Source organism: Candidatus Pantoea symbiotica, from assembly GCF_056491525.1.
On the sequence record NZ_JBSZHR010000002.1, the window covers coordinates 2,743,054 to 2,766,109 of the forward strand.

The window sequence follows — 23,056 nt, forward strand, 5'->3', positions numbered from 1 at the left end:
CATTTTTCGGTCAAACCGTTGGGAGCGGTTTGGTGGAGATAAGCGGGATCGAACCGCTGACCTCTTGCATGCCATGCAAGCGCTCTCCCAGCTGAGCTATACCCCCGAACCGAAAAACTGCCGAGTAAACTCGACGGACGGGATAATATGAAACCGCCTCTTGAGTGTCAACGTCAAATTCTCGTTCTGTGTTTGATCGCTGAAAAAGGCGTCAACCCCGCGTCAGCATGGCTTTTTTTTCTACACTTCATCCCAAATCGTCTCTATTTATATGCGCTATCCAACAATGCTCGCCAAACCCAACCTCAACCCAGCGTTAATTTAAGGTTAAAGATGTTAGGAGCAGTCTTGTTTTCGTTAAAAGTGCGTGTAAAACTTAGCGCGCTAATTAACCGGTCATCCTGCCAGGGTGTTCTCTCAATGACCGGCCAGCAACGTCCCCATTAATCCATATAAGAAAAGTGAATTATGTCGCTGCATACACCTAAAGAGATCGCTCAACTGGCGATTCAAGCTGGCGTGGCTAAAAGCCGCCTTCCTATCTCCACCTTGTTAATTCTTGGCTTTATGGCCGGTGCGTTCATCGCTACCGGTTTCCTGCTCGATCTGCATGTGATTAACCAACTGCCTGCTGAATGGGGCTCATTCGGCGTGCTGCTCGGCGCTGCGGTGTTCCCGGTTGGTTTGATCATGACGGTGCTGGCGGGCGGTGAGCTGCTGACCGGCAATATGATGACGATGCCAATCGCCTGGTTCGCGCGTCGCATCAGTGGCTTCAGCGTACTGCGTAACTGGTTTTGGGTTACCGTCGCCAATTTTATTGGCAGCGTTGCAGTAGCATGGTTTTTTGGCCATATGCTGGGCATGACCGAGGGCGATTACCTGAAGAAAACCGTGGCGATTGCGCACGCTAAAGTGAATGCCGATTTCCTGCACGCCTTTATTTCCGGCGTAGGCTGCAACTGGCTGGTGTGTTTGGCGGTGTGGCTCGCCTTCGCCAGTAAAGATGTGGTAGGTAAAATCTTCGGTATGTGGTTCCCGGTGATGGCGTTCGTGGCGATTGGCTTCCAGCACGTTGTCGCGAACATGTTTATTGTTCCGGCAGCGATTTTTGCCGGCCAGATGAGCTGGGCGGAGTTTGCGCCAAACGTAATTGCGGTGTTCCTTGGTAACGGCGTGGGCGGGGCAATTTTTGTTGGCCTCACCTATTTCATCGCTTTCCGTCCTGAACAACCCGCAGTGAGCGAAGCGCAATAACCGAATTTTGCCTTTTGTTGGAGAGCAGAAGGCATTTTCTGCCCAGGTTACTTTTCCCCGTTACGTTTTGTTGTAATATGTAGAACTAATGTATTTAACAGGGATTGCATCGTGAAAAAGGAATGGCTTACCCCCGAGGAGCTCGCGCTGGAAACGGGCTACAGTCGGCAAACGGTGAATAAATGGATCAAACGTGAAAACTGGACAACCACGCCAAAGCCCGGTGTTCAGGGCGGTAAAGCGCGATTGATCCATATTGATGAGCGTGTAAAGAGCTTTGTTCAGTCCACCCGCCACGCGAACGAACCGGCGGCTAATTACGGTGCACAACAAAATACGTTACCTGCGTTATTAATAAATTCTGTCCAGCAAATGACGGCAGCGGAGCAAGAGCAATTTGCGGCGTTGTTATTGCGGGAGGGAATTCGAGGCGTACTGGAGCGTCTGGGGATTCAGGAAGAATAAATAAGCCGGAAGCAGATGCTTCCGGCTTTTTCATATTATGCGTTGGCTTCACGCTCAGCGATGAAGGCCAGCGCTTTCTCAATACGCGCAACGCTGCGGCTGCGACCAATCGCTTCCACCGTCACATCCAGCGCCGGTGACTGGCCTGAACCGGTCACCGCAACACGCAGTGGCATACCGACTTTACCCATGCCCAGCTCCAGCTCATCTGCCGCAGACTGAATTGCATGATGCACATTCTCAGCGTTCCAGTTGCTGTCGCTGATCGCGGCCAGTTTGTCACGCACCACTTCCAGCGGCTGACGCGCGACCGGACGCAGATGCTTCTTCGCCGCGTCAGCATCAAAGGCTTCGAACTCTTCATAGAAGTAACGGCAAGATGCCGCGATCTCTACCAGAGTTTTGCAACGCTCGCCCAGCAAGGTAACCAGCTTAGCCAGTTCCGGACCGGTGCGGGTATCAATCTTCTGCTGCTCAATATGCCATTGCAGCTGTGTAGCAACGTATTCCGGCGGCAGCGTATTAATGTAGTGATGGTTCAGCCACTGCAGCTTTTCAGTGTTGAAAGCACTGGCCGATTTGCTCACCGCATCCAGGGTGAACAGCTCTGCCATTTCCGGCACGCTGAAGATCTCCTGATCGCCATGTGACCAGCCGAGGCGCACCAGATAGTTGAGCAGCGCTTCCGGCAGATAACCGTCATCGCGATACTGCATCACGCCAACCGCGCCATGACGCTTAGACAGCTTCTTACTGTCATCGCCAAGGATCATTGAGACGTGCGCGTAGGTTGGCACTTCTGCACCGATCGCTTTCAGGATGTTGATCTGGCGTGGCGTGTTGTTGATATGGTCTTCACCACGAATCACGTGAGTGATACCCATATCCCAGTCATCCACTACTACACAGAAGTTGTAGGTTGGCGAACCGTCAGTACGACGAATGATCAGATCATCCAGCTCCTGATTGCTGAATTCAATCGGGCCACGAATCTGATCGTCAAAGATGACAGAACCTTCCTGCGGGTTGCGGAAGCGCACCACGCACGGCTCATCAGCGGCGTGATGTTCATGGCTATCGCGGCAGCGGCCGTCGTAACGCGGCTTTTCGCCCTTTTCCATCTGCTCTTCACGCAGCGCATCAAGACGCTCTTTACTGCAGTAGCATTTATAGGCCGTGCCCGCTTCCAGCATGTCGTCGATCACCGCGTTATAGCGATCAAAACGCTTGGTCTGATAATACGGACCTTCATCCCAGTTAAGGCTCAGCCAGTTCATACCATCCATGATGGCTTCAATGGCTTCCGGTGTGGAACGCTCCAGATCGGTATCTTCGATACGCAGAACAAATTCGCCCTTGTTATGACGAGCATAAAGCCAGGAGTAAAGAGCAGTACGAGCACCGCCTACGTGCAGATAGCCGGTTGGGCTGGGTGCGAAGCGAGTTTTGATTTTCATTCAGCATTGCCTTAAATGCGCAGGTTTCATTGTCTGGATGACAAAAAAACGGGTTAACGCGAAAAAACAGTGCGCACATTCTAGCAGGTGAGGCTGATTCCTCAATGATTGTCGCGGTGGCATCCCGGTTTGCTGTGCGCTTTTCTGCTAATAAAACCAGCACATTGGCGAAAAGCGCCCCACGATGATTATTTTTAAAGCGAACGCACATTTAAGTTTTAAAAACCGTTGACTCACTTTGAAGGATCCCTATAATGCGACTCCACACAGCGGGGGTGATTAGCTCAGTTGGTAGAGCATCTCCCTTACAAGGAGGGGGTCGGCGGTTCGAGCCCGTCATCACCCACCACTCTTTAGAAGGTTTAAAGGTGGCCCGCAGTGAACAAGAGATAAGATATGGGTGATTAGCTCAGTTGGTAGAGCATCTCCCTTACAAGGAGGGGGTCGGCGGTTCGAGCCCGTCATCACCCACCATATCTTAGTCAGATGACGCTCTTGTTAAGCAGTACGAAGTGGGTGATTAGCTCAGTTGGTAGAGCATCTCCCTTACAAGGAGGGGGTCGGCGGTTCGAGCCCGTCATCACCCACCACTTCGGGTCGTTAGCTCAGTTGGTAGAGCAGTTGACTTTTAATCAATTGGTCGCAGGTTCGAATCCTGCACGACCCACCAATTCAGAGAAAAGCGCCTTTTAGGCGCTTTTTTCGTTTCTACAGTTGGCACTTTAGCGTACCAAATCCCAACAAAACCTTTTCGCAAGCTTAACACTCCCTGCCCTCAAGCCTCCCGCTGCTCTGACCGATAACGATAATGGTCTATTGCAAGGAGAAAACCATGTCTATATCCAGCGTTAGTAGTGTCAGCACCGCAAGTAGCGGCGGCGGATCGACCTCAGAAATCGCCAGCCTCAACAAACAGATTCAATCCATCACCAAGCAGCTGAAAGATCTTTCCAGCGACGATACGCTCACCGATGAACAAAAATCGGAACAGGAGCAGATGCTGCAATCACAGATTCAAATGATTGAAGCGCAAATCGCGCAGATTGAGCAGCAGCAAGCCGAGAAAGCGCAGCAGAAACAGGAAGCTCAGCAACCAGCGGCGAACAAAGCCGATGGAATTAACCGTCCGACGGATACCAATCAGATCAACGTGTACGTTTAAAACGCCGGCTTCAGCATGCGTTGTTGCGTCAGCAGGGCCGCCTGCTGACGCACTTCCTGCCAGATCGCTTCTGCGGCGGGTGTCAGCGAGCGGTTTTTGCGCTTTATCAGCATCAGGCTGCGATTAATTTCCGGATAGAGACGTCGCACCGTGAGTTTGCGTCCTGACGGCAACGGCAAGGCCAGCGCGGGCAGAATACTGATGCCAATTCCCGCTTCCACCATCGGATAAAGCGTGGCGGGATGGCCGATTTCCTGCACCACATTCACATTTAACGCCAGCTGTTGCAGCGCGGCATCGACTAACACGCGACTGCCAGAAGCATAATCCTGCAGCACCATATTGCGTCCGGCCAGCATCGACCACTTTGCCTGTTTAATTTGCGCCAGCTCGTCATCTTCATGACACAGCAGTAAAAAAGGCTCCTGCAGAATCTCTTCGCTATCGAAATCGGTGTCGTTGAGCGGGCCAATCACAATACCAAAATCAACCTCCGCATTGCGTACGCTTTGCAGCACCCATTGCTGCACGCGGTCATGCAGGATGACGCGGATATCCGGATAGCGCTGCTGGCTGCTGGCCAGACACTGCGGCATCAGGTGGGCAGAAGGCGTTTGACTGGCGGCAACACGCACCGTGCCGCTGCGCTGTTCGCCATAGCTGCGCACATCCAACACGGTGGTATTGAGATCTTCCAGCAGACGATTAAGCCGCGTAGCCAGCTGCTGCCCCGCTTCGGTCAGCATCACTTCTCGCGTGGTGCGATCCAGTAAGCGTACGCCCATTTCCGCTTCCAGCTCTTTAATGCTGTGGCTAACCGCAGACTGACTCAAACCAATCGCTTGTCCGGCCAAACTAAAGCTGCCGTGATGCGCCACGGCTACAAAGGTGCGCAACTGACGTAAGGTGTAATTCATCGATATCGCTCATAGATTAATGCAATAAATCAATTTTATTTCTAAACCCAGCGGGCGCACAATCAGCACCATCAATTTTTTAAATTTAACCGGATTTTAACAATGGGATTTTTACGCCTCGATCCGATGATGATTAAACTCATCATCACCGTGCTGCTGGCCAGCTTTATTCCTGCCAAAGGCGTCTTTGTCGACATCTTTGAATATTTGACCACCGCCGCCATCGCCCTGCTGTTCTTTATGCATGGCGCTAAACTGTCGCGCGAGAAAATCATTGCCGGCAGCAGCCACTGGCGTTTGCACTTGTGGATTATGTGCAGCACCTTTGTGGTATTCCCAATTTTAGGATTGCTGCTGGTGTGGTGGCATCCGGTGAATGTCGGTCCGGAGATTTATACCGGCTTTATCTATCTCTGCATTCTGCCTGCTACCGTGCAGTCAGCCATCGCCTTTACCTCGATGGCGGGCGGTAATGTTGCCGCAGCGGTATGTGCAGCGTCGGCATCCAGCCTGCTCGGCGTATTTATCTCGCCGCTGCTGGTGAATCTGGTAATGAATGTACATAGCGAAATGCCGGGTAATGGGCTGGAGCAGATTGGCAAAATCATGCTGCAGTTACTGGTACCGTTTGTTATTGGTCATCTGTCACGCCGCTGGATCGGCGGTTGGGTGGAAAAAAATCGCAGCCTGATTGGTAAAACTGACCAGACATCCATTCTGCTGGTGGTTTACTCAGCCTTCAGTGAAGCGGTTGTGAATGGCATTTGGCACCGCGTCGGTTTGGATACGCTGTTATGGATTCTGGCAGGCAGCCTGCTCATTCTGTTTGTTGCGCTGGCGATTAATCTCGGAGCATCACGCCTGTTTGGCTTTAGCCGTGCCGATGAAATCACTGTGCTGTTCTGCGGCTCGAAAAAGAGTCTGGCGAACGGTGTCCCGATGGCTAACATCCTGTTCCCGGCCGCTTCAGTGGGGATTATCGTGCTACCGCTGATGATCTTCCATCAGGTGCAATTAATGGTGTGTTCTTTCATTGCCCAACGCTATAAAGCCGGGAATGAAAAACGGCTGGCTCAGCAGCAAGTAGAAGCGCAGAAGTCCTAAGTAAAACGGCCCGCAAATGCGGGCCGTTTGGTTATTCATTGCGTTTGAGCGGTTTGATTAAACCTTCGAGACCTTCGATCTTAATCGTCAGCGTCAGCTGCATCAGTTCGCCTAACTTACCGGCCGGAAATTCATCTTTGCGGGCGAACCACAGCAAATACTCCTCCGGCACATCAATCAGCACTCTGCCCTTGTACTTGCCGAACGGCATCACGGTATTGGCGATTTCAACCAGTTGCTGTTTATCCACGTTAGGCTCCGAGCAGGCGAATCATTTCCGCTTCATCGATCACCGGAATGCCGAGTTCCTGCGCTTTCGCCAGCTTTGAACCGGCCGCTTCGCCCGCAATCAGCAAATCGGTTTTCTTCGACACGCTGCCGCTCACTTTAGCGCCCAGCGCCACTAAACGCTCTTTGGCATCATCACGATTCATCTGCGACAAGGAACCAGTCAGCACCACGGTTTTACCGGCAAACGGACTATCAATCTCTTCGACATTCACCACTTCAACCTGCGGCCAATGCACGCCAATCTCTTCGGTAAGATCGCGAATAACGGCGCGATTGCTCTCTTCATCCATAAAGTTACGCACATGCGTCGCCACCACTTTGCCGACATCCTGCACTTCAATCAGCGCATCCAGATCGGCGTTCATCACCTTTTCCAGCTCGCCAAAGTGATTGGCAAGGTTAGCAGCGGTGGCTTCGCCGACTTCACGAATACCCAGCGCATAAAGGAAACGTGCCAGCGTGGTGGATTTGGCCTTTTCCAGCGCATCAACCACGTTCTGCGCCGATTTTGGCCCCATGCGATCGAGGCCGGTCAGCTTACCGGCCGTAAGACGGAACAGATCGGCTGGCGTTAAGACGTACTCTTTCTCTACCAGCTGATCGATGATTTTGTCGCCCATGCCATCGACATCCATCGCACGACGCGAAACGAAATGCTTGAGCGCTTCTTTGCGCTGCGCGCCACAAATCAGGCCGCCGGTGCAGCGCGTTACCACTTCACCTTCCACGCGCTCAACGTCTGAACCGCAAACCGGACAATGACTCGGGAAGACGATTTCACGCGTCTCTTGCGGGCGCTCCGATTCCACCACATTGACCACTTGCGGGATCACATCACCGGCGCGGCGAATCACCACTTTGTCGCCGATGCGCAAACCCAATCGGGCGATTTCATCAGCGTTATGCAGGGTAGCGTTGCTCACCACCACGCCCGCAACCTGAACCGGCTCCAGACGCGCGACTGGCGTAATCGCGCCGGTGCGGCCCACCTGGAATTCGACATCGCGCACGAACGTCATCTGTTCCTGCGCCGGGAATTTAAATGCCACGGCCCAGCGCGGCGCACGCGCCACAAAGCCGAGTTGCTCCTGCAGCGCCTGTGAATCGACCTTGATAACCACGCCATCAATGTCGAAGCCGAGCGACGGACGCTCCTGCTCAACCTGACGATAAAACGCCAGCACTTCATCGGCGCTGTGAGCCAGACGAATACGATCGGTGACCGGCAATCCCCACGCCTTAAACTGTTGCAGACGTTGCCAATGGCTGGCGGGCATTTCACCGCCTTCCAGCAGACCAAAACCGTAGCAGAAGAAGGTCAGCGGACGTTTGGCGGTAATGCGCGGATCGAGCTGGCGCAGCGAACCGGCCGCTGCGTTACGTGGGTTTGCAAAGACTTTCGCGCCGGTGCGACGCGCTTCTTCATTCAGCTTTTCAAAGCCGCTTTCGGTGATAAACACTTCGCCACGCACTTCAACGCGAGCGGGAATGTTATCGCCATGCAGACGCAGCGGAATGGCATGAATAGTGCGCACGTTCGCCGTGATGTTCTCGCCGGTGGTGCCATCTCCACGCGTTGCCGCGCGCACCAGCAAACCATCTTCATACAGCAAACTCACCGCTAAGCCATCCAGCTTGAGCTCGCAGCAATAAGTCAATTCGTCAGTGCTTTTAAGGCGATCCTGCACGCGTTTGTTGAAGGCAAGGAAGCCCGCTTCATCAAAGGTGTTATCCAGCGACAACATCGGCACTTCATGCCGCACTTGCTCAAAAGCTGCCAGCGGTGCCGCGCCCACGCGTTGTGTCGGAGAATCAGGTGTAATCAAATCAGGATGAGCGCTTTCCAGCTCGCGCAGCTGAACCATCAATCGGTCATACTCTGCATCCGGAATCTCCGGCGTATCCATCACGTGGTAGAGATATTCGTGGTGACGTAACGTGGTGCGCAGCGCGGTGATCTGCTCCTGAACCGATTTCATAGTCTCTTATCCGATAAAAAACCCCCGACATGCGGGGGTTGTATTTGTTTTGACTCAGCTAGCGGCAATTAACCGATAACTTCGCGAATACGCGTTTTGTAGGTTTCCAGCTTCTGCGGCGTCATCATGCGACGCTCATCATCCAGCACCACGCCGCCCACATCATCGGCAATACGCTGCGCGGATTGCAGCATCAGCTTGAAGTTCTGGTTCGCATCACCGTACGACGGCACCATCATGAAGATGGAGATGCCAGGCGTTGAGAAATTGCCCATCTGATCCGGATCGAATGAACCCGGTTTCACCATGTTCGCCAGGCTAAACAGCACCGGACCGCTGCCTGCTGGACTCAGGTGGCGATGGAAAATGTTCATCTCACCAAACTGGAATCCGGCCTGCAGAATTCCCTGCAACAGCGCTTCACCGTTCAGTTCGCCGCCCGCATGGGCAGCAACGTGCAGCACTAATACGGCTTCTTTTTTACTGCCCGGCGCAGCAGCCGCTGGCTGTGGTGCTTCCGGTTGATGTGCGACTGGCGCTTCAGGTTCGAATTCTGGCTCTTCTGCCGCTTGGAACTCTGGCGCAGGCTGCGTTGCGGAAAGCGGTTCGTTATCCAGCAGCGGATCGGCCTGAATCGGTTGTGGTGCAGGCGCTGGAGTAGGCTTCGCCACGGGCGCTTGTGGCGCCACCGGCTTACGCACTTCAGGTTCGTCATCCAGCAGCGGATCGCCCAATAACGGGTCGGCCTGACGTGATGCCGGTTGACGCACAGGTTCAGGCGCTCGCGGCGCGCTCGCTGGATGTGCAGTGAATTCAGGTTCTTCATCCGCATCACGATGACGACGTACACGGACTTCGCCGACGCCATCATCTTCTTCGCTCAGCAGATCTTCATCGGCTTCTTCGCGCTGTTTCAGACGTTTGTGCGGGCGATCACGAAACACGGAGGAGCGCTCTTTACGGCTGGTCCACAGTCCATGAAGTAGCAGCGCTATTATGGCGATCGCGCCAACAACGATTAATATCAGACGCAAATCCTGCATCATTGTATTCTCTGTTGTTCCAATACCTTGCCACCACGGCAAACTTTATCCTCTAACTGTATTTGCCCAGCTAAACAAGTGCAAGTCTGTGCAGTATTTTCTGACAAATTAGATAGCTGCCCCACGCTTTTTTGCTGTTTTTTCGCGCAAACCAGACCTGAAGCTGACAAAAAGCCAGGTTATGATGGTCGCGCCGCTATATTTAGGAGAAAGGCTCGCTATGCCCGCAGGAAATTCGGTCTCAACATTTAATGGTGTTCACTACTTCGCTGAAGGATGGAAACTGGTGCGCCTGCCCGGCATTCGTCGCTATGTCATCATGCCGCTACTGATCAACATTGTGCTGCTTGGCGGTGCCTTTATCTGGCTGTTTCAGCGTTTGGGGCAGTGGATCCCAGCTTTAATGTCACATATCCCCGACTGGTTGCAGTGGCTGAGTTATCTGCTGTGGCCGCTATCGGTGATTTCGATTGTGTTGGTGTTCAGTTACTTCTTTTCGACGCTGGCAAACCTGATTGCTGCGCCCTTCTGTGGCTTGCTCGCCGAGCAGCTTGAAGGGCGATTGACCGGAACGCCACTGCCCGATAGTGGCTGGATGGCCATGGTTAAAGATGTACCGCGCATCATGAAACGAGAGTTACAGAAGCTCGGCTACTATTTGCCGCGTGCGCTTGGTTTGCTGTTGCTGCACTTCATCCCCGGATTTGGACAAACGGTGGCGCCGGTTCTATGGTTTTTATTCAGTGCGTGGATGCTGTCCGTTCAATATTGCGATTACCCCTTTGATAACCACAAAGTGAGTTTTCAGCAGATGCGTCAGGCGCTGCGCCAGCACAAAAGCGCCAATATGCAGTTTGGTGCGCTGGTGAGCCTGTTCACCATGATCCCGATTATCAATCTGGCGATTCTGCCAGTGGCGGTATGCGGTGCGACGGCCATGTGGGTTGATCGTTATCATGCACAACATGCGCGCCGCTAAAGCTTTAAAATGCCTTATGCATTTTTGCGTAAGGCTTATGGTTGTGCGCTATATAGATATGCGATTTCTTTCCTTCCGCACATCATTAGAAAAGGTATGCTCTGAGGGTTCCCAATATTTCATACAGTTAAGGACGAGCTATGAGTAAGATCTATGAAGACAACTCTCTGACAATTGGTCATACGCCGCTGGTTCGACTGAACCGCATCGGTAACGGCCGCATTCTGGCTAAGGTCGAGTCGCGCAACCCGAGCTTCAGCATCAAATGCCGTATCGGTGCCAATATGATTTGGGACGCGGAAAAACGCGGTATTTTAAAACCGGGCGTTGAGCTGGTTGAACCAACCAGCGGTAACACCGGTATTGCGCTGGCTTACGTTGCCGCAGCGCGCGGTTACAAGCTGACGCTGACCATGCCAGAAACCATGTCAATTGAGCGCCGCAAGCTACTGAAAGCGTTAGGTGCTAACCTGGTGCTGACTGAAGGTCCAAAAGGCATGAAAGGTGCCATCGCGAAGGCGGAAGAGATTGTCGCCAGCGATCCGGATAAATATGTGCTGCTGCAGCAGTTCAGCAACCCAGCCAACCCGGAAATCCACGAGAAAACCACCGGCCCAGAAATCTGGGAAGATACCGATGGCGAAGTTGACGTGTTCATCGCGGGCGTGGGCACCGGCGGTACGCTGACTGGCGTGAGCCGCTACATCAAGAACACCAAAGGTAAAAAAGAGCTGATTACCGTTGCCGTTGAGCCAACCGATTCACCGGTCATCGCTCAGGCGCTGGCGGGCGAAGAGATTAAGCCGGGTCCACATAAAATTCAGGGCATCGGTGCCGGATTCATTCCTGGCAATCTTGACCTTAAATTGATTGACCGTGTAATCGCCATCACCAACGAAGAAGCTATTAGCACCGCACGTCAGCTGATGGAAGAAGAAGGCATTCTGGCGGGTATCTCTTCAGGTGCTGCCGTTGCTGCCGCGCTGAAGCTGCAAGAGGATGAAGCCTTCGCCAACAAGAACATCGTGGTGATCCTGCCCTCCTCCGGCGAACGCTATTTAAGTACCGCACTGTTTGCCGATCTCTTCACTGAGAAAGAGCTGCAGCAGTGATGCTCAAAGTCTGAAACTGACGAAAAAAGCACCCGAATGGGTGCTTTTTTGTGGTGCAGATCTCACTTTTATCACCAGACAGATTGCTTTCAGTGATGCGGCTCTGGTATTTAAGCTTCCAATTATTTCGGTGCCTGAAATTAATCTGCCTTTGAAGTGGATCAAGCTGAATCGATTTACTGATTTGGCGAAACGGCGAATCACGGCATAATGAGAAGAGTGACGCATTCGTGCAGTTTTTGATCTGTCACTGTTAATGACGTACTCATTCGAGCGCATTTTGTGGTGAGCTTAAAGCCATACCAGCGCACCTACACAGGCTAAAGTTACGGCTCCAGGCTAGACTTTAGATCCATAACACCAAACCTGATAAAGTTGGGGAAATAGAATGTTCCAGCAAGAAGTTACCATTACCGCACCTAACGGCCTTCATACTCGTCCTGCAGCCCAGTTCGTTAAAGAAGCAAAGGCTTTCCAGTCAGAAATCACTGTGACTTCCAATGGCAAATCTGCCAGCGCGAAAAGCCTGTTCAAACTGCAGACTTTGGGTCTGACTCAAGGTACGGTTGTTACGCTGTCTGCCGAAGGTGAAGACGAGCAGAATGCGGTTGAGCACCTGGTCAAGCTGATGGCTGAGCTGGAGTAACCGGCTCAGTTCGCAACTAAACCGACCCCTTTGCCCCATTGAGTGCAAATATCTTGATCGCGGACAACCTGTCCGCGTTATTGCATCTTTAGAGTACTGCTCCGCGACAGTGGCGACGCATCGGGTCAATGAGCCATCGTGATTAAAAGGTAGGGTTATGATTTCAGGCATTTTAGCATCACCGGGTATCGCTTTCGGCAACGCACTTTTGCTGAAGGAAGATGAGATCGTCATTAGCCGTAAAAAAATTACTGACGATCAGGTTGAGCAGGAAGTTCAGCGCTTCCTCGATGGACGCAGCAAAGCTGCTTCACAGCTCGAAGCCATTCGCATTAAAGCCGGTGAAACCTTCGGTGAAGAGAAAGCTGCGATCTTTGAAGGTCACATCATGCTGCTCGAAGACGAAGAGCTTGAGCAGGAAATCATCGACCTCATCAAAAAAGACCACGCTACCGCTGACGCCGCCGCTCACACCGTGATTGAAGGCCAGGCTGTTGCCCTGGAAGAGCTGGATGACGAATACCTGAAAGAGCGTGCAGCTGACGTACGTGATATCGGTAAGCGTCTGCTGCAGAACATTCTCGGTCTGCACATTGTTGATCTGAGCGCGATTGCTGAAGAATCTATTCTGGTGGCGAAAGATTTAACGCCGTCAGAAACCGCACAGCTGAACCTGAAAAAGGTGCTGGGCTTTATCACCGATATTGGTGGACGTACCTCTCACACCTCTATCATGGCGCGTTCACTCGAGCTACCAGCCATTGTTGGCACCGGTAACGTGACCACCACCGTGAAAAACGGTGATTTCCTGATTATTGATGGCGTGAACAACAAGATTTACGTCAACCCTTCAGAGCAGGAACTGGAAGAGCTGAAAGCGATCCAGACGCAATATCTGTCTGAGAAGCATGAACTGGCGAAACTGAAAGATCTGCCAGCGATTACGCTGGACGGCCATCAGGTTGAAGTCTGCGCTAACATCGGTACCGTGCGCGATGTCGCCGGTGCAGAGCGCAACGGCGCAGAGGGCGTTGGTCTGTATCGTACCGAGTTCCTGTTTATGGACCGCGATTCACTGCCAACCGAAGAAGAGCAGTTCCAGGCTTACAAAGCGGTTGCTGAAGCGGTGGGTTCGCAGGCGGTTATCGTGCGTACCATGGACATCGGCGGCGACAAAGATCTGCCTTACATGAACCTGCCGAAAGAAGACAACCCGTTCCTCGGCTGGCGCGCGATTCGTATCGCCATGGACCGCAAAGAGATTCTGCATGCGCAGCTGCGCGCGATTCTGCGTGCTTCCTCTTTCGGTAAATTGCGCATCATGTTCCCAATGATTATTTCAGTAGAAGAAGTTCGCATTCTGAAAGGCGAGCTGGAGCTGCTGAAAGCGCAACTGCGTGAAGAAGGCAAATCCTTTGATGAGTCCATTGAAGTGGGCATCATGGTTGAAACGCCAGCATCCGCAGTGATTGCTCGCCATCTGGCGAAAGAAGTCGACTTCTTTAGTATTGGGACAAATGACCTGACGCAGTATACTCTGGCGGTCGATCGTGGTAATGATTTGATTTCACACCTCTATAACCCAATGACGCCGTCTGTTCTGGGCCTCATTAAGCAAGTGATCGACGCATCACATGCCGAAGGGAAATGGACCGGCATGTGTGGTGAGCTGGCTGGTGATGAACGTGCTACACTACTGTTATTGGGAATGGGGCTGGACGAATTCAGCATGAGCGCCATTTCAATCCCAAGCATCAAGAAAATCATTCGTAATACTAATTTCGAAGATGCGAAGGCATTGGCGGAGCAGGCTCTGGATCAACCAACAGCGGATGATTTGATGAATTTGGTCAACAAGTTCATTAAAGAAAAAACGCTCTGCTGATCCACGGACGCTAGCCTCAAATTACTGCTTAGGAGAAGATCATGGGTTTGTTTTCTAAACTTTTTGGCGAAAAATCAGAGAGCGCGTCAGGCACTATCGATATCGTTGCGCCTCTGTCAGGCGAAATCGTAAATATCGAAGACGTACCTGATGTGGTATTCGCTGAGAAAATCGTGGGTGACGGTATCGCAATCAAACCAACCGGCAACAAAATGGTTGCACCGGTTGATGGTACTATCGGCAAGATTTTCGAAACTAACCACGCATTTTCAATCGAGTCTGATAACGGCATCGAACTGTTTGTTCACTTCGGTATCGACACGGTTGAGCTCAAAGGTGAAGGTTTCAAACGCATCGCTGAAGAAGGCCAGAAGGTTAAGAAAGGCGACGTGGTGATCGAGTTTGATCTGGCACTGCTGGAAGAGAAAGCGAAATCCACGCTGACGCCGGTTGTAATCTCGAACATGGACGAGATTAAAGACCTGATCAAACTCTCCGGTCAGGTAACTGTGGGCGAGACTCCGGTTATCCGCATCAAGAAGTAAGCTTCGGCTGATTCGTGAGAATTGTAAAACGGCACCCAATGGGTGCCGTTTTTGTTTGCTTAAAAATTAGAGTTCTGAATGCGCGAGGTGCGGTCAGGACGACCACACCAAGCCTCATTCCTGCTTCCAGCGCGGCAACCTTAACGTCAGCTCCAGACCACCTTCCGGGCGATTTACCGCCTGCACTTCACCGTGATGCGCCAGAATCACCTTACGCACAATTGAAAGCCCCAAACCGTAGCCTTTGCCCATCAGCGGAGAATTCACGCGGACAAAAGGATCGAAGATACTTGAGAGCTTCTCATCGTCAACTCCCGGCCCTTGATCGCGCACGCTAATCGCCAGCCACTGATTCTCCGCCTGCAGGCGCACATTGATGTGCTGACCTTTATGCGAGAAACGCAGCGCATTGCGCAGCACATTCTCCACGCCACGGCGAATCAGCTCTGCATTGCCGTGCACGGTGTAATCCGCATTCTCATCAACCTGAAAATCGACTTTCACGCCAGGAATTTGCGCCTCATAGCGCACATCAGTCACCACCGCATGCAGCAGGCCGGTAAGGTCGAAATACTGTTCGCCCGGCATACTCTCGTGTTCAGCACGCGAAAGCGTCAGCAGTTCTCCAATCATCTTGTCGAGGCGTCGGGCCTCCTCATCAATACGATTGAGTGAGGATTCCACGGATTCCGGTGTCTGCCGCGCTAAGCCAGTCGCCAGCTGCAAGCGTGCCAGCGGTGAACGCAGCTCGTGGGAGATGTCATGCAGCAGCTCCTCACGCGCTTTCACCAGCGTATCGAGGCGCTCTACCATCGCATCAAAATCCTGCGCAACGTTTGACAGCTCATCATGGCGTTTACGCATCACCGGATAGAGCCGCACCGACAAATCACCGCTGGAGACACGCGCAAAGCCCTCGCGCAACTGCCGCATCGGTCGCGTCAGGTTCCACGCCAGCAACAGGCTAAACAGCAGCCCCAGCGCACCGGCGAAGGTAAACATCGGTTCTGGGATATTGAGGATGCGACGCGGGCCGCCGCCGCCCATCGAGCTATCTTCACGCAGGCCTTTAACGTCATAACGCAACTCGTACTGTTTACCATCCTGTCCTTTCACCCAGCGCACAATCACATTGGGAAAAGGACCATGAAACGGAGCGCTAAAGGTTTCCGGTGGCGCATCGCCCGGCGTGGTAACGGGTTTATCGTGCTGAATGACGGAGAAAAACTGACGATCGTTCGGCTCCCAATCCGCCATCATGTCATCCAGCGAGCTCAGCCCGCCGCGTTCCAGCACTGAGACGGCGGAAGCCATTTGCAGATTAACGATACGGCGAATCGCGACAATCTCGGGCGGCTCATGTCGATTACCGGAGAGCGTAAAGCCCAGCCACAACAGCTGGCTGATGATGACAAACACGATCCAGAAACCGAGCAAAATCTTCCAGAACATGCGGCCGCGATAGCTGTGTTTCATCGAATGCGATAACCAATACTGCGCACAGTTTCAATGTTGACGCTGTCGGCGGTTAACGCAGCCAGCTTTTGACGGATGTTGCTGATATGCACATCAACGCTACGATCGTAAGCTTCGCGCGGACGGCCAAGGCCTTTTTCCGACAGCTCATCTTTCGATACCACGCGGTCCGGCGCACGCAGCAGCAGATCCAGCAAATTGAACTCTGAAGCCGTCAGGTCGAACGGTTTGCCCTGCCATTCGGTGATACGTGTCGCAGGATTAAGGCTCAGATCGCCCCAGCGCAGCAGCTCTTTCTTATCCGGCAGCGGAGTTTGATCTTCAAAGCGACGCAGCACGGCACGCAGGCGGGCCACCAGTTCACGCGGATAGCACGGTTTCGGCATGTAATCATCCGCGCCCATTTCGAGGCCGATTACACGATCAATGTTATCGCCTTTCGCCGTCAGCATAATCACTGGCAAACGGCTGTTCTGGCGCACCTGACGCAGCACATCGATGCCGCTCATATCAGGCAGCATGATGTCGAGAATCATCGCGGTATAATTACCCGACAGCGCACCTTCAACACCGGCGCTTCCGGTTAAAACCAATTGCGTTTCAAAGCCTTCCGCAATCAGGTATTGGCTCAGCATGGTGCCAAGCTCTACATCATCATCTACCAGCAGGATTTTCATTTTTATCTCTCGTACAAAATTGCCGCTATTTTGTCCTGACTCCACCGCGAGCGCAGCCGGTTTTACGCGATCCTTACAGTGCTTACGCTAGACGATTATTAGGGGAACTATAGACAAAAATGGCCCAGTCATACTTTAAAGGTATGCATAGGCCAAATTAAATGCGGGGAAAATCACTCAATGGAAAACGCCAGTGGAGAGATAGCGATCGCCACGATCGCAAACAATCGCCACCACCACGCTGCCTGGCTGAGCCGTCGCAATACGCAATGCGCCAGCCACCGCGCCGCCAGAGCTAACGCCACAGAAAATCCCTTCACGCTGTGCCAGCGCGCGCATGGTCTCTTCCGCCTCGCGCTGCGCCATATCGATCACCTCATCCACTAGCTCCGGACGGAAAATGCCGGGCAGATAGGCTTCGGGCCAGCGACGTATACCGGGAATGCTGCTGCCCTCTTGCGGCTGCAGGCCAATCACCTGCACCGCAGGCGCGAACTCTTTCAGGTAACGTCCCACGCCGGTAATGGTGCCGGTAGTGCCCATGCTGGAGACAAAATGCGTCATGCGGCCAGCGGTTTGCTGCCAGATTTCCGGGCCCGTGGTGAGATAATGACCCAGCGGATTATCGGGATTGTTAAACTGATCCAACACGCGCCCTTCGCCACGATCGGCCATCGCCTGCGCCAAATCACGCGCCCCTTCCATGCCTTGCTCGCGCGTTACCAGCAGCAATTCAGCGCCGTAAGCACGCATCGCGTCCTGACGCTCCTGGCTCATGTTATCGGGCATCAGCAGGCGCAGCTTGTAACCTTTCATCGCGGTGATCATCGCCAGCGCAATGCCGGTATTGCCGCTGGTGGCTTCGATTAGGGTATCGCCCGGCTTGATATCACCGCGCAACTCCGCCTGATGAATCATCGACCAGGCCGCACGATCTTTCACGGAACCCGCTGGATTGTTGCCTTCCAGCTTTAGCCAGATCTCGCTGCCGTTATCAGGCGTCAGGCGCTGCAACTTAATCAACGGCGTATTGCCGATGGTATTTTCCAGTGTGGTCACGGTTTGATTCCAGACGAAAGAAGTGCAAATAAAACGGGCGGGAAAGTCCCGCCCGAAGGAGTGTCAAAAATATCAGGCGCTCTCGGCAAAGGCAACCGGGCGCAGCGGCGTAGTGCCATGGTAAATTCGCGCCTGTTGCAGGCCAACGAACAGGCGTTCACCGCGAATCGGCGCGTTATGGTCGCCATCAAACACCACCGAGAACACGTCGCCTTGCCAGCCGCTCGGCTGCACCACCAACTGCCAGAAGTGACCACGCGGGCTGATCTCCAGCACCTGCACCGGCAAAGGCGTTTCCAGACTGCTCTGGCGTGAAATATCGATTTCCCACGGACGCAGGAACAGCTCAACTTCGCCCTGATGCGCCGGCGTGTAGCCCAGCGGCCAGCGATGTGCGGCAACATGGAACTGCGAGCCGTGCACTTCGCCTGCAAAGCGATTCACTTCACCGAGGAATTCGAGCACAAAGCGCGTCGCCGGATCGCGCCACACGTCATCTGGCGTGCCAACCTGTTCGATGTTGCCCTGGCTCATCACCACCACGGTGTCCGCCACTTCCATCGCCTCTTCCTGGTCGTGGGTAACGAACACGCTGGTGAATTTCAACTCTTCATGCAGCTGACGCAGCCAGCGACGCAGCTCTTTACGCACCTGCGCATCAAGCGCGCCAAACGGCTCATCCAGCAGCAGAATTTGTGGTTCTACCGCCAACGCTCGCGCTAACGCCACACGCTGTTTCTGTCCACCAGACAACTGCGCCGGGAAGCGGTTGCCCAGATGGGAAAGTTGTACCATCTCAAGCAGACGCGTAACGCGCTGTTTGATCTCAGCAGCACTCGGACGTTCGCGACGTGGCAGCACCGTCAGGCCAAAGGCGATGTTGTCGAACACCGTCATGTGGCGGAACAGCGCATAGTGCTGGAACACGAAGCCCACCTGACGATCGCGCGCATGGATGCGGCTGACGTCTTTGCCATTGAAATGGATTTGTCCGCTGTTCTGATGTTCCAGCCCGGCGATAATACGCAGCAGCGTCGTTTTACCGGAACCGGACGGCCCCAGTAGCCCTACCATCTTGCCGGAAGGAATATCCAGAGAGATGTCGTTCAGAACCGACGTGCGGTCAAACGATTTGTTGATTTGTTTAATCTCAATGCTCATGATTTTCCTCCTGTAGGCGCTTCTGCTGATGCTCTAACCGCCACTGCACCACGCTTTTCAGAAACAGCGTTACAATTGCCATCAGGGTCAGCAGCGCGGCGGCGGTAAAGGCGCCCACGGTGTTGTAATCCTGATGCAGTAATTCAACCTGAAGCGGCAAGGTATAGGTTTCGCCGCGAATCGATCCCGAAACCACCGAGACCGCACCAAATTCACCAATCGCACGTGCGTTGGTCAGCACCACACCATACATCAGCGCCCAGCGGATATTCGGCAGCGTCACGCGGCGGAACATCTGCCAGCCAGATGCGCCCAGCAGCACCGCAGCTTCATCTTCGTGGCTGCCCTGGCTCAGCATCACCGGCACCAACTCACGCACCACAAACGGACAGGTAACGAAGATGGTGGCCAGCACCATGCCCGGCCAGGAGAACATAATCTGAATGTTGTGCGCATCCAGCCAGCCACCGGCAGGTCCGTTAACGCCCCAGAACAGCAGATACATTAAACCGGCAACTACCGGCGACACCGCAAAGGGGATATCAAACAGCGTCAACAAGAGCTGGCGGCCGGGGAAAGTAAAGCGCGTTACCAGCCACGCCAGAAGCGTACCGAACACCATGTTGACCGGCACGGTAATCAGCGCCACTAACAGGGTCAGCCAGATGGCGTGCAACATGTCGCCATCTTTCAGGTTATTCAGCGAGGCAACCAAACCCTGGTTGAGCGCTTCCCAGAAGATGGAAACCATCGGCACCACCAGCAGCAGGATGGAAACCAGCGCGCCGATGCCAATCAGCAGCCACTTACCCCAGTTGATTGGCTGGCGGTCAGCGTGATTAATGTGTGAAATCTCCGCCATCAGTGGCCTCCTAAGCGACGGCCAAAGCGGCTCTGCAAGGTGTTAATCGCGAACAGTAGCAGCAAGGAAGCGGCCATGATCACTGAAGCGATGGCGCTCGCCGCCGGATAATCAAACTCCTGCAGACGCACGAAAATCATCAGCGAGGTCACTTCGGTTTTCCACGCAATGTTACCGGCGATAAAGATCACTGCACCGAACTCACCGATGCTGCGGGTAAACGACAGTGCAGTACCGGCCAGCAACGCCGGCGCCACTTCTGGCAGCACCACGCGACGAAAGCTCTGCCAGCGCGTTGCGCCGAGGGTTTCCGCCGCTTCTTCATATTCCGGACCTAACTCTTCCAGCACCGGCTGCACGGTACGCACCACAAACGGGATGCTGGTAAAGGCCATCGCCACGGCAATGCCGAGCCAGGTGTAAGAGACTTTGATATCAAAATGCGCCAGCCACTGACCGTACCAGCCGTTGACCGAGAACAGGCCTGCCAGCGTTAAGCCCGCAACAGCGGTTGGCAGCGCAAACGGCAGATCCATCAAACCATCCAGCAGCGTGCGTCCGGGGAAGCGATAGCGCGTCAGAATCCACGCCATCAGCATGCCGAATACCGCGTTGAACAGCGAAGCCACGCCCGCCGCCAGAATCGTCACTTTGTACGCGGCAATTAGCTGCGGATGGGTGATCACCGCCCAGTATTGCGCCAGCGTCATCTGCGACAGCTGCATCAGCAAAGCGCTGATTGGCAGCAGCAGAATCAGGCAGGTGAAGAGTAAGCTGGTGCCGAGGCTCAATCCAAAGCCCGGCAAGACACGTTTTTGAGCAAGCGCAAACATTAACCGCGCCCCGCTGCCAGTAATTTATCCAGCTCACCGTCACTGGCGAAATGGACTTTCATCACATTGTCCCAGCCGCCAAAGGCATCTTTGACGTTGAACAGTTCAGTCTGCGGGAAGCGATCTTTCTGCTCCGCCATCAACTGCGGATTGTTCACGCGATAGTAGTAACTGGTGATAATTTTCTGCGCTTCAGGCGTGTAGAGATAATTCAGATAGGCTTTGGCCGCGTCTGTGGTGCCGTTGTGCTCGACATTTTTGTCGACCCAAGCCACCGGGAACTCCGCCAGGATATTGGTTTTCGGCACGATCACTTCGTACTGGTCTTTGCCGTATTGATTACGGATGTTGTTCACTTCCGATTCAAAGCTGATCAGTACATCACCCAGCCCGCGCTCGGCAAACGTAGTGGTAGCGCCGCGACCGCCGGTATCAAACACTTCAACGTTCTTCAGGAACTTCGCCATAAAGGCTCTGGTTTTGGCTATATCTTTGCCATCGGCCTGATCGGCAGCGCCCCACGCGGCGAGATAGGTGTAACGCCCATTACCGGACGTTTTAGGATTCGGGAAAATCAGCTTCACGTTATCGCGCGCCAGATCGGCCCAGCTGTGAATCTGCTTCGGGTTACCCTTACGCACCAGAAACGCCATGGTGGAGTAAAACGGTGAGCTGCTGTTTGGCAGACGCTGTTGCCAGTCAGCGGGAATCAGTTGGCCTTTGTCATGCAGCACCTGCACATCAGTAACCTGATTGTAGGTCACCACATCGGCGCGCAGACCTTGCAGAATTGCCAGCGCCTGCTTAGAAGAACCGGCGTGCGACTGCTTGATGGTCAGCTTGTCATTGGGATGCGCAGCGTCCCACTGCTTTTCAAAGGGTGCATTCAGGGCAACAAACAGTTCGCGCGAAACGTCGTAGGAGCTATTCAGCAACTCAGTTGCTTGCGCCGCACTGGCTAAAGCACACGACAGCGCGATACCGCCAAGCCATTTTTTCGAAATCGGAAGTGTCATGCTGCACCCTGAAAGACGGCAGTTAAGCCAATGCCATTAGATGCTGTCAGTGTATTTATAACTCAGGGGAAAGCTGTAACGGTTTTATATATCGTTTAGGGATTTCAAAGTCTAAAAAGGCATAAGACGGCGGGAGAGTTTATGCGGTGAATGGGATTGAATCGTGCGGCGTTTTGGCCAGGTCGCCATAAATGGCGACCTCCCTCAATCACAGCGCCTTAAGCACATCCAATGACGGCGCAAAGAAATAGCTACCACTCACCGGTTTAGTGAAGCGCAGCATGGCGTCCATTTTGCCGTCGCGCTCGCCGAACATGCTCAGCAGCTGTTGCTCAATGTTATAGAGGCGATGACAGTAAGAGATGAAGTACAGGCCATGCGTACCGCTGGCGCTGCCGTACGGCAGGCTTTGGCGCAGAATCTTCAGCCCTTTGCCCTCTTCTTTCAGATCGACACGGCTGAGATGCGACGTCGCAGGACGCTGATCGCCCGGCAACTCTTCGTCCGTCTCTTTAGTACGACCAATAATCGCTTCCTGCTTCTCTACTGCCATGCGATTCCACAGCTTGAGGTTATGCTCCCAGCGTTGGGTAAACACATAGCTTCCGCCCGCATCCGCGCCCGCGCTGATAATCGCCACATCCTTACGCGCTTCGCCCTGCGGGTTTTCCGTGCCATCGACAAAGCCCGACAGATCGCGGTCTTCAATCCAGCGGAAGCCGTGTGTCTCTTCTTCGATATTGACGGCAGCAGCAAAGGCGCTGAGTGCCGACTGAGCCAGCGCGAAGTTCACGTCGTGTCGTTGAGATTGAATATGGATCAGCAAATCGCGCTGCGTGGCCGGCGCAATGCCGTTGCCGAGCGGCGCAAACGCTTTGAGTTCAGGTGCGGAAGCGTTACCTTGCAGATCGCGCCACAGCGCATCGCCAAAGGCGATCACCGCGCCCAATCCGGCATCACTGAATTTGGTTTGCAGCGCTTCAAGCTGCTGCAGGAAGGATTTGCTGCCCTGGCGCAGCGCGTCAAGATCGCCCGTGACGCGGGCTTCGAGCCAAATGGCGAAACGGCGGTGTTCCAACAGGATCCCGCTCTGAAACTGAGACATTACACTGCTCTCCGGCATGAAAGTT

22 protein-coding genes and 5 tRNA genes are annotated in these 23,056 nt (G+C 53.7%); 13 read left to right on the forward strand and 14 right to left on the reverse strand.

What is annotated here, in order from left to right; genetic code table 11:
• Positions 1 to 30: 30 nt before the first annotated feature.
• Positions 31 to 106, reverse strand: a tRNA-Ala gene (locus tag ACXIZX_RS13340).
• A gap of 362 nt (positions 107 to 468) precedes the next feature.
• Here ACXIZX_RS13340 and ACXIZX_RS13345 point away from each other — a divergent pair.
• Both ACXIZX_RS13345 and ACXIZX_RS13350 read left to right on the forward strand, forming a co-directional pair.
• Complete coding sequence (locus ACXIZX_RS13345) at positions 469 to 1,257, forward strand: formate/nitrite transporter family protein (protein ID WP_008102137.1); 789 nt, start codon at positions 469 to 471, stop codon at positions 1,255 to 1,257.
• A 111-nt stretch (positions 1,258 to 1,368) separates the two neighbouring features.
• Positions 1,369 to 1,722 (forward strand): YfeC-like transcriptional regulator, encoded by a 354-nt coding sequence (locus ACXIZX_RS13350; RefSeq protein ID WP_008102134.1) that lies wholly within the window; start codon positions 1,369 to 1,371, stop codon positions 1,720 to 1,722.
• A gap of 35 nt (positions 1,723 to 1,757) precedes the next feature.
• On the opposite strand, the gene gltX is transcribed toward ACXIZX_RS13350, so the two are convergent.
• On the reverse strand, positions 1,758 to 3,179 hold the full coding sequence (gene gltX / locus ACXIZX_RS13355; protein WP_258143715.1) for a glutamate--tRNA ligase: 1,422 nt from the start codon (positions 3,177 to 3,179) through the stop codon (positions 1,758 to 1,760).
• Positions 3,180 to 3,452: 273 nt separating this feature from the next.
• On the opposite strand from gltX, the gene ACXIZX_RS13360 reads away from it, so the two are divergent.
• From ACXIZX_RS13360 to ACXIZX_RS13380, 5 genes are all read left to right on the forward strand, one after another.
• Positions 3,453 to 3,528: transfer RNA gene (locus tag ACXIZX_RS13360), tRNA-Val, on the forward strand.
• Between the two features lie 49 nt (positions 3,529 to 3,577).
• Positions 3,578 to 3,653 (forward strand) — tRNA-Val (locus ACXIZX_RS13365).
• A 40-nt stretch (positions 3,654 to 3,693) separates the two neighbouring features.
• Positions 3,694 to 3,769: transfer RNA gene (locus ACXIZX_RS13370), tRNA-Val, on the forward strand.
• A 4-nt stretch (positions 3,770 to 3,773) separates the two neighbouring features.
• Positions 3,774 to 3,849: transfer RNA gene (locus ACXIZX_RS13375), tRNA-Lys, on the forward strand.
• Positions 3,850 to 4,011: 162 nt separating this feature from the next.
• Positions 4,012 to 4,341 (forward strand): FlxA-like family protein, encoded by a 330-nt coding sequence (locus ACXIZX_RS13380; protein WP_154155757.1) that lies wholly within the window; start codon positions 4,012 to 4,014, stop codon positions 4,339 to 4,341.
• On the opposite strand, the gene ACXIZX_RS13385 is transcribed toward ACXIZX_RS13380, so the two are convergent.
• Positions 4,338 to 5,258, reverse strand: coding sequence for a LysR substrate-binding domain-containing protein (locus ACXIZX_RS13385; RefSeq protein WP_479404352.1), 921 nt, complete (start codon positions 5,256 to 5,258; stop codon positions 4,338 to 4,340). The genes ACXIZX_RS13380 and ACXIZX_RS13385 overlap by 4 nt on opposite strands.
• A gap of 102 nt (positions 5,259 to 5,360) precedes the next feature.
• Here ACXIZX_RS13385 and ACXIZX_RS13390 point away from each other — a divergent pair, with 102 nt between their 5' ends.
• Complete coding sequence (locus ACXIZX_RS13390; RefSeq protein WP_008107781.1) at positions 5,361 to 6,362, forward strand: bile acid:sodium symporter family protein; 1,002 nt, start codon at positions 5,361 to 5,363, stop codon at positions 6,360 to 6,362.
• A gap of 31 nt (positions 6,363 to 6,393) precedes the next feature.
• Here ACXIZX_RS13390 and ACXIZX_RS13395 read toward each other — a convergent pair whose 3' ends face one another.
• The 3 genes from ACXIZX_RS13395 to zipA form a co-directional block, all read right to left on the reverse strand.
• On the reverse strand, positions 6,394 to 6,612 hold the full coding sequence (locus ACXIZX_RS13395; RefSeq protein WP_061717899.1) for a DUF3820 family protein: 219 nt from the start codon (positions 6,610 to 6,612) through the stop codon (positions 6,394 to 6,396).
• A gap of 1 nt (position 6,613) precedes the next feature.
• On the reverse strand, positions 6,614 to 8,632 hold the full coding sequence (ligA, locus tag ACXIZX_RS13400; protein ID WP_154155753.1) for an NAD-dependent DNA ligase LigA: 2,019 nt from the start codon (positions 8,630 to 8,632) through the stop codon (positions 6,614 to 6,616).
• A 68-nt stretch (positions 8,633 to 8,700) separates the two neighbouring features.
• On the reverse strand, positions 8,701 to 9,678 hold the full coding sequence (gene zipA, locus ACXIZX_RS13405; protein WP_479404353.1) for a cell division protein ZipA: 978 nt from the start codon (positions 9,676 to 9,678) through the stop codon (positions 8,701 to 8,703).
• Positions 9,679 to 9,895: 217 nt separating this feature from the next.
• On the opposite strand from zipA, the gene cysZ reads away from it, so the two are divergent.
• From cysZ to crr, 5 genes are all read left to right on the forward strand, one after another.
• The gene (gene cysZ / locus ACXIZX_RS13410) at positions 9,896 to 10,654 is read left to right on the forward strand and encodes a sulfate transporter CysZ (protein WP_036649317.1); all 759 of its coding nucleotides are present in this window, start codon (positions 9,896 to 9,898) and stop codon (positions 10,652 to 10,654) included.
• Positions 10,655 to 10,794: 140 nt separating this feature from the next.
• Positions 10,795 to 11,766, forward strand: coding sequence for a cysteine synthase A (cysK, locus tag ACXIZX_RS13415; protein WP_008107790.1), 972 nt, complete (start codon positions 10,795 to 10,797; stop codon positions 11,764 to 11,766).
• A 388-nt stretch (positions 11,767 to 12,154) separates the two neighbouring features.
• Entirely contained in the window at positions 12,155 to 12,412 is a 258-nt protein-coding gene (gene ptsH / locus ACXIZX_RS13420; RefSeq protein ID WP_008107792.1) for a phosphocarrier protein Hpr, read from the forward strand.
• Positions 12,413 to 12,569: 157 nt separating this feature from the next.
• The gene (ptsI, locus tag ACXIZX_RS13425; RefSeq protein WP_008107802.1) at positions 12,570 to 14,297 is read left to right on the forward strand and encodes a phosphoenolpyruvate-protein phosphotransferase PtsI; all 1,728 of its coding nucleotides are present in this window, start codon (positions 12,570 to 12,572) and stop codon (positions 14,295 to 14,297) included.
• A gap of 41 nt (positions 14,298 to 14,338) precedes the next feature.
• The gene (crr, locus tag ACXIZX_RS13430) at positions 14,339 to 14,842 is read left to right on the forward strand and encodes a PTS glucose transporter subunit IIA (protein ID WP_008107804.1); all 504 of its coding nucleotides are present in this window, start codon (positions 14,339 to 14,341) and stop codon (positions 14,840 to 14,842) included.
• A gap of 114 nt (positions 14,843 to 14,956) precedes the next feature.
• Here the strand turns inward: crr and ACXIZX_RS13435 are convergent, their stop codons facing one another.
• The 8 genes from ACXIZX_RS13435 to ACXIZX_RS13470 all read right to left on the reverse strand — a co-directional run bounded on the left by ACXIZX_RS13435 (position 14,957) and on the right by ACXIZX_RS13470 (position 23,031).
• Entirely contained in the window at positions 14,957 to 16,318 is a 1,362-nt protein-coding gene (locus ACXIZX_RS13435) for an ATP-binding protein (RefSeq protein ID WP_008107807.1), read from the reverse strand.
• On the reverse strand, positions 16,315 to 16,995 hold the full coding sequence (locus tag ACXIZX_RS13440) for a response regulator transcription factor (protein ID WP_061717906.1): 681 nt from the start codon (positions 16,993 to 16,995) through the stop codon (positions 16,315 to 16,317). The genes ACXIZX_RS13435 and ACXIZX_RS13440 overlap by 4 nt, the downstream gene beginning before the upstream one ends.
• A 177-nt stretch (positions 16,996 to 17,172) precedes the next feature.
• Positions 17,173 to 18,054, reverse strand: a complete 882-nt coding sequence (gene cysM, locus ACXIZX_RS13445) for a cysteine synthase CysM (protein WP_479404354.1) — start codon at positions 18,052 to 18,054, stop codon at positions 17,173 to 17,175.
• Between the two features lie 72 nt (positions 18,055 to 18,126).
• On the reverse strand, positions 18,127 to 19,215 hold the full coding sequence (gene cysA, locus ACXIZX_RS13450) for a sulfate/thiosulfate ABC transporter ATP-binding protein CysA (protein ID WP_008107812.1): 1,089 nt from the start codon (positions 19,213 to 19,215) through the stop codon (positions 18,127 to 18,129).
• Positions 19,205 to 20,077: a sulfate/thiosulfate ABC transporter permease CysW gene (gene cysW / locus ACXIZX_RS13455; protein WP_008107814.1), complete on the reverse strand. Its 873-nt coding sequence runs from the start codon at positions 20,075 to 20,077 to the stop codon at positions 19,205 to 19,207. The genes cysA and cysW overlap by 11 nt, the downstream gene beginning before the upstream one ends.
• A complete protein-coding gene (cysT, locus tag ACXIZX_RS13460; RefSeq protein ID WP_008107816.1) occupies positions 20,077 to 20,910 on the reverse strand; it encodes a sulfate/thiosulfate ABC transporter permease CysT in 834 nt (277 codons plus the stop codon). Before cysT ends, cysW begins: the two co-directional genes overlap by 1 nt.
• Positions 20,910 to 21,926, reverse strand: a complete 1,017-nt coding sequence (locus tag ACXIZX_RS13465) for a sulfate ABC transporter substrate-binding protein (RefSeq protein ID WP_154155744.1) — start codon at positions 21,924 to 21,926, stop codon at positions 20,910 to 20,912. The genes cysT and ACXIZX_RS13465 overlap by 1 nt, the downstream gene beginning before the upstream one ends.
• Before the next feature lie 208 nt (positions 21,927 to 22,134).
• Positions 22,135 to 23,031 (reverse strand): Dyp-type peroxidase, encoded by an 897-nt coding sequence (locus ACXIZX_RS13470; RefSeq protein WP_479404355.1) that lies wholly within the window; start codon positions 23,029 to 23,031, stop codon positions 22,135 to 22,137.
• Positions 23,032 to 23,056 lie beyond the last annotated feature (25 nt).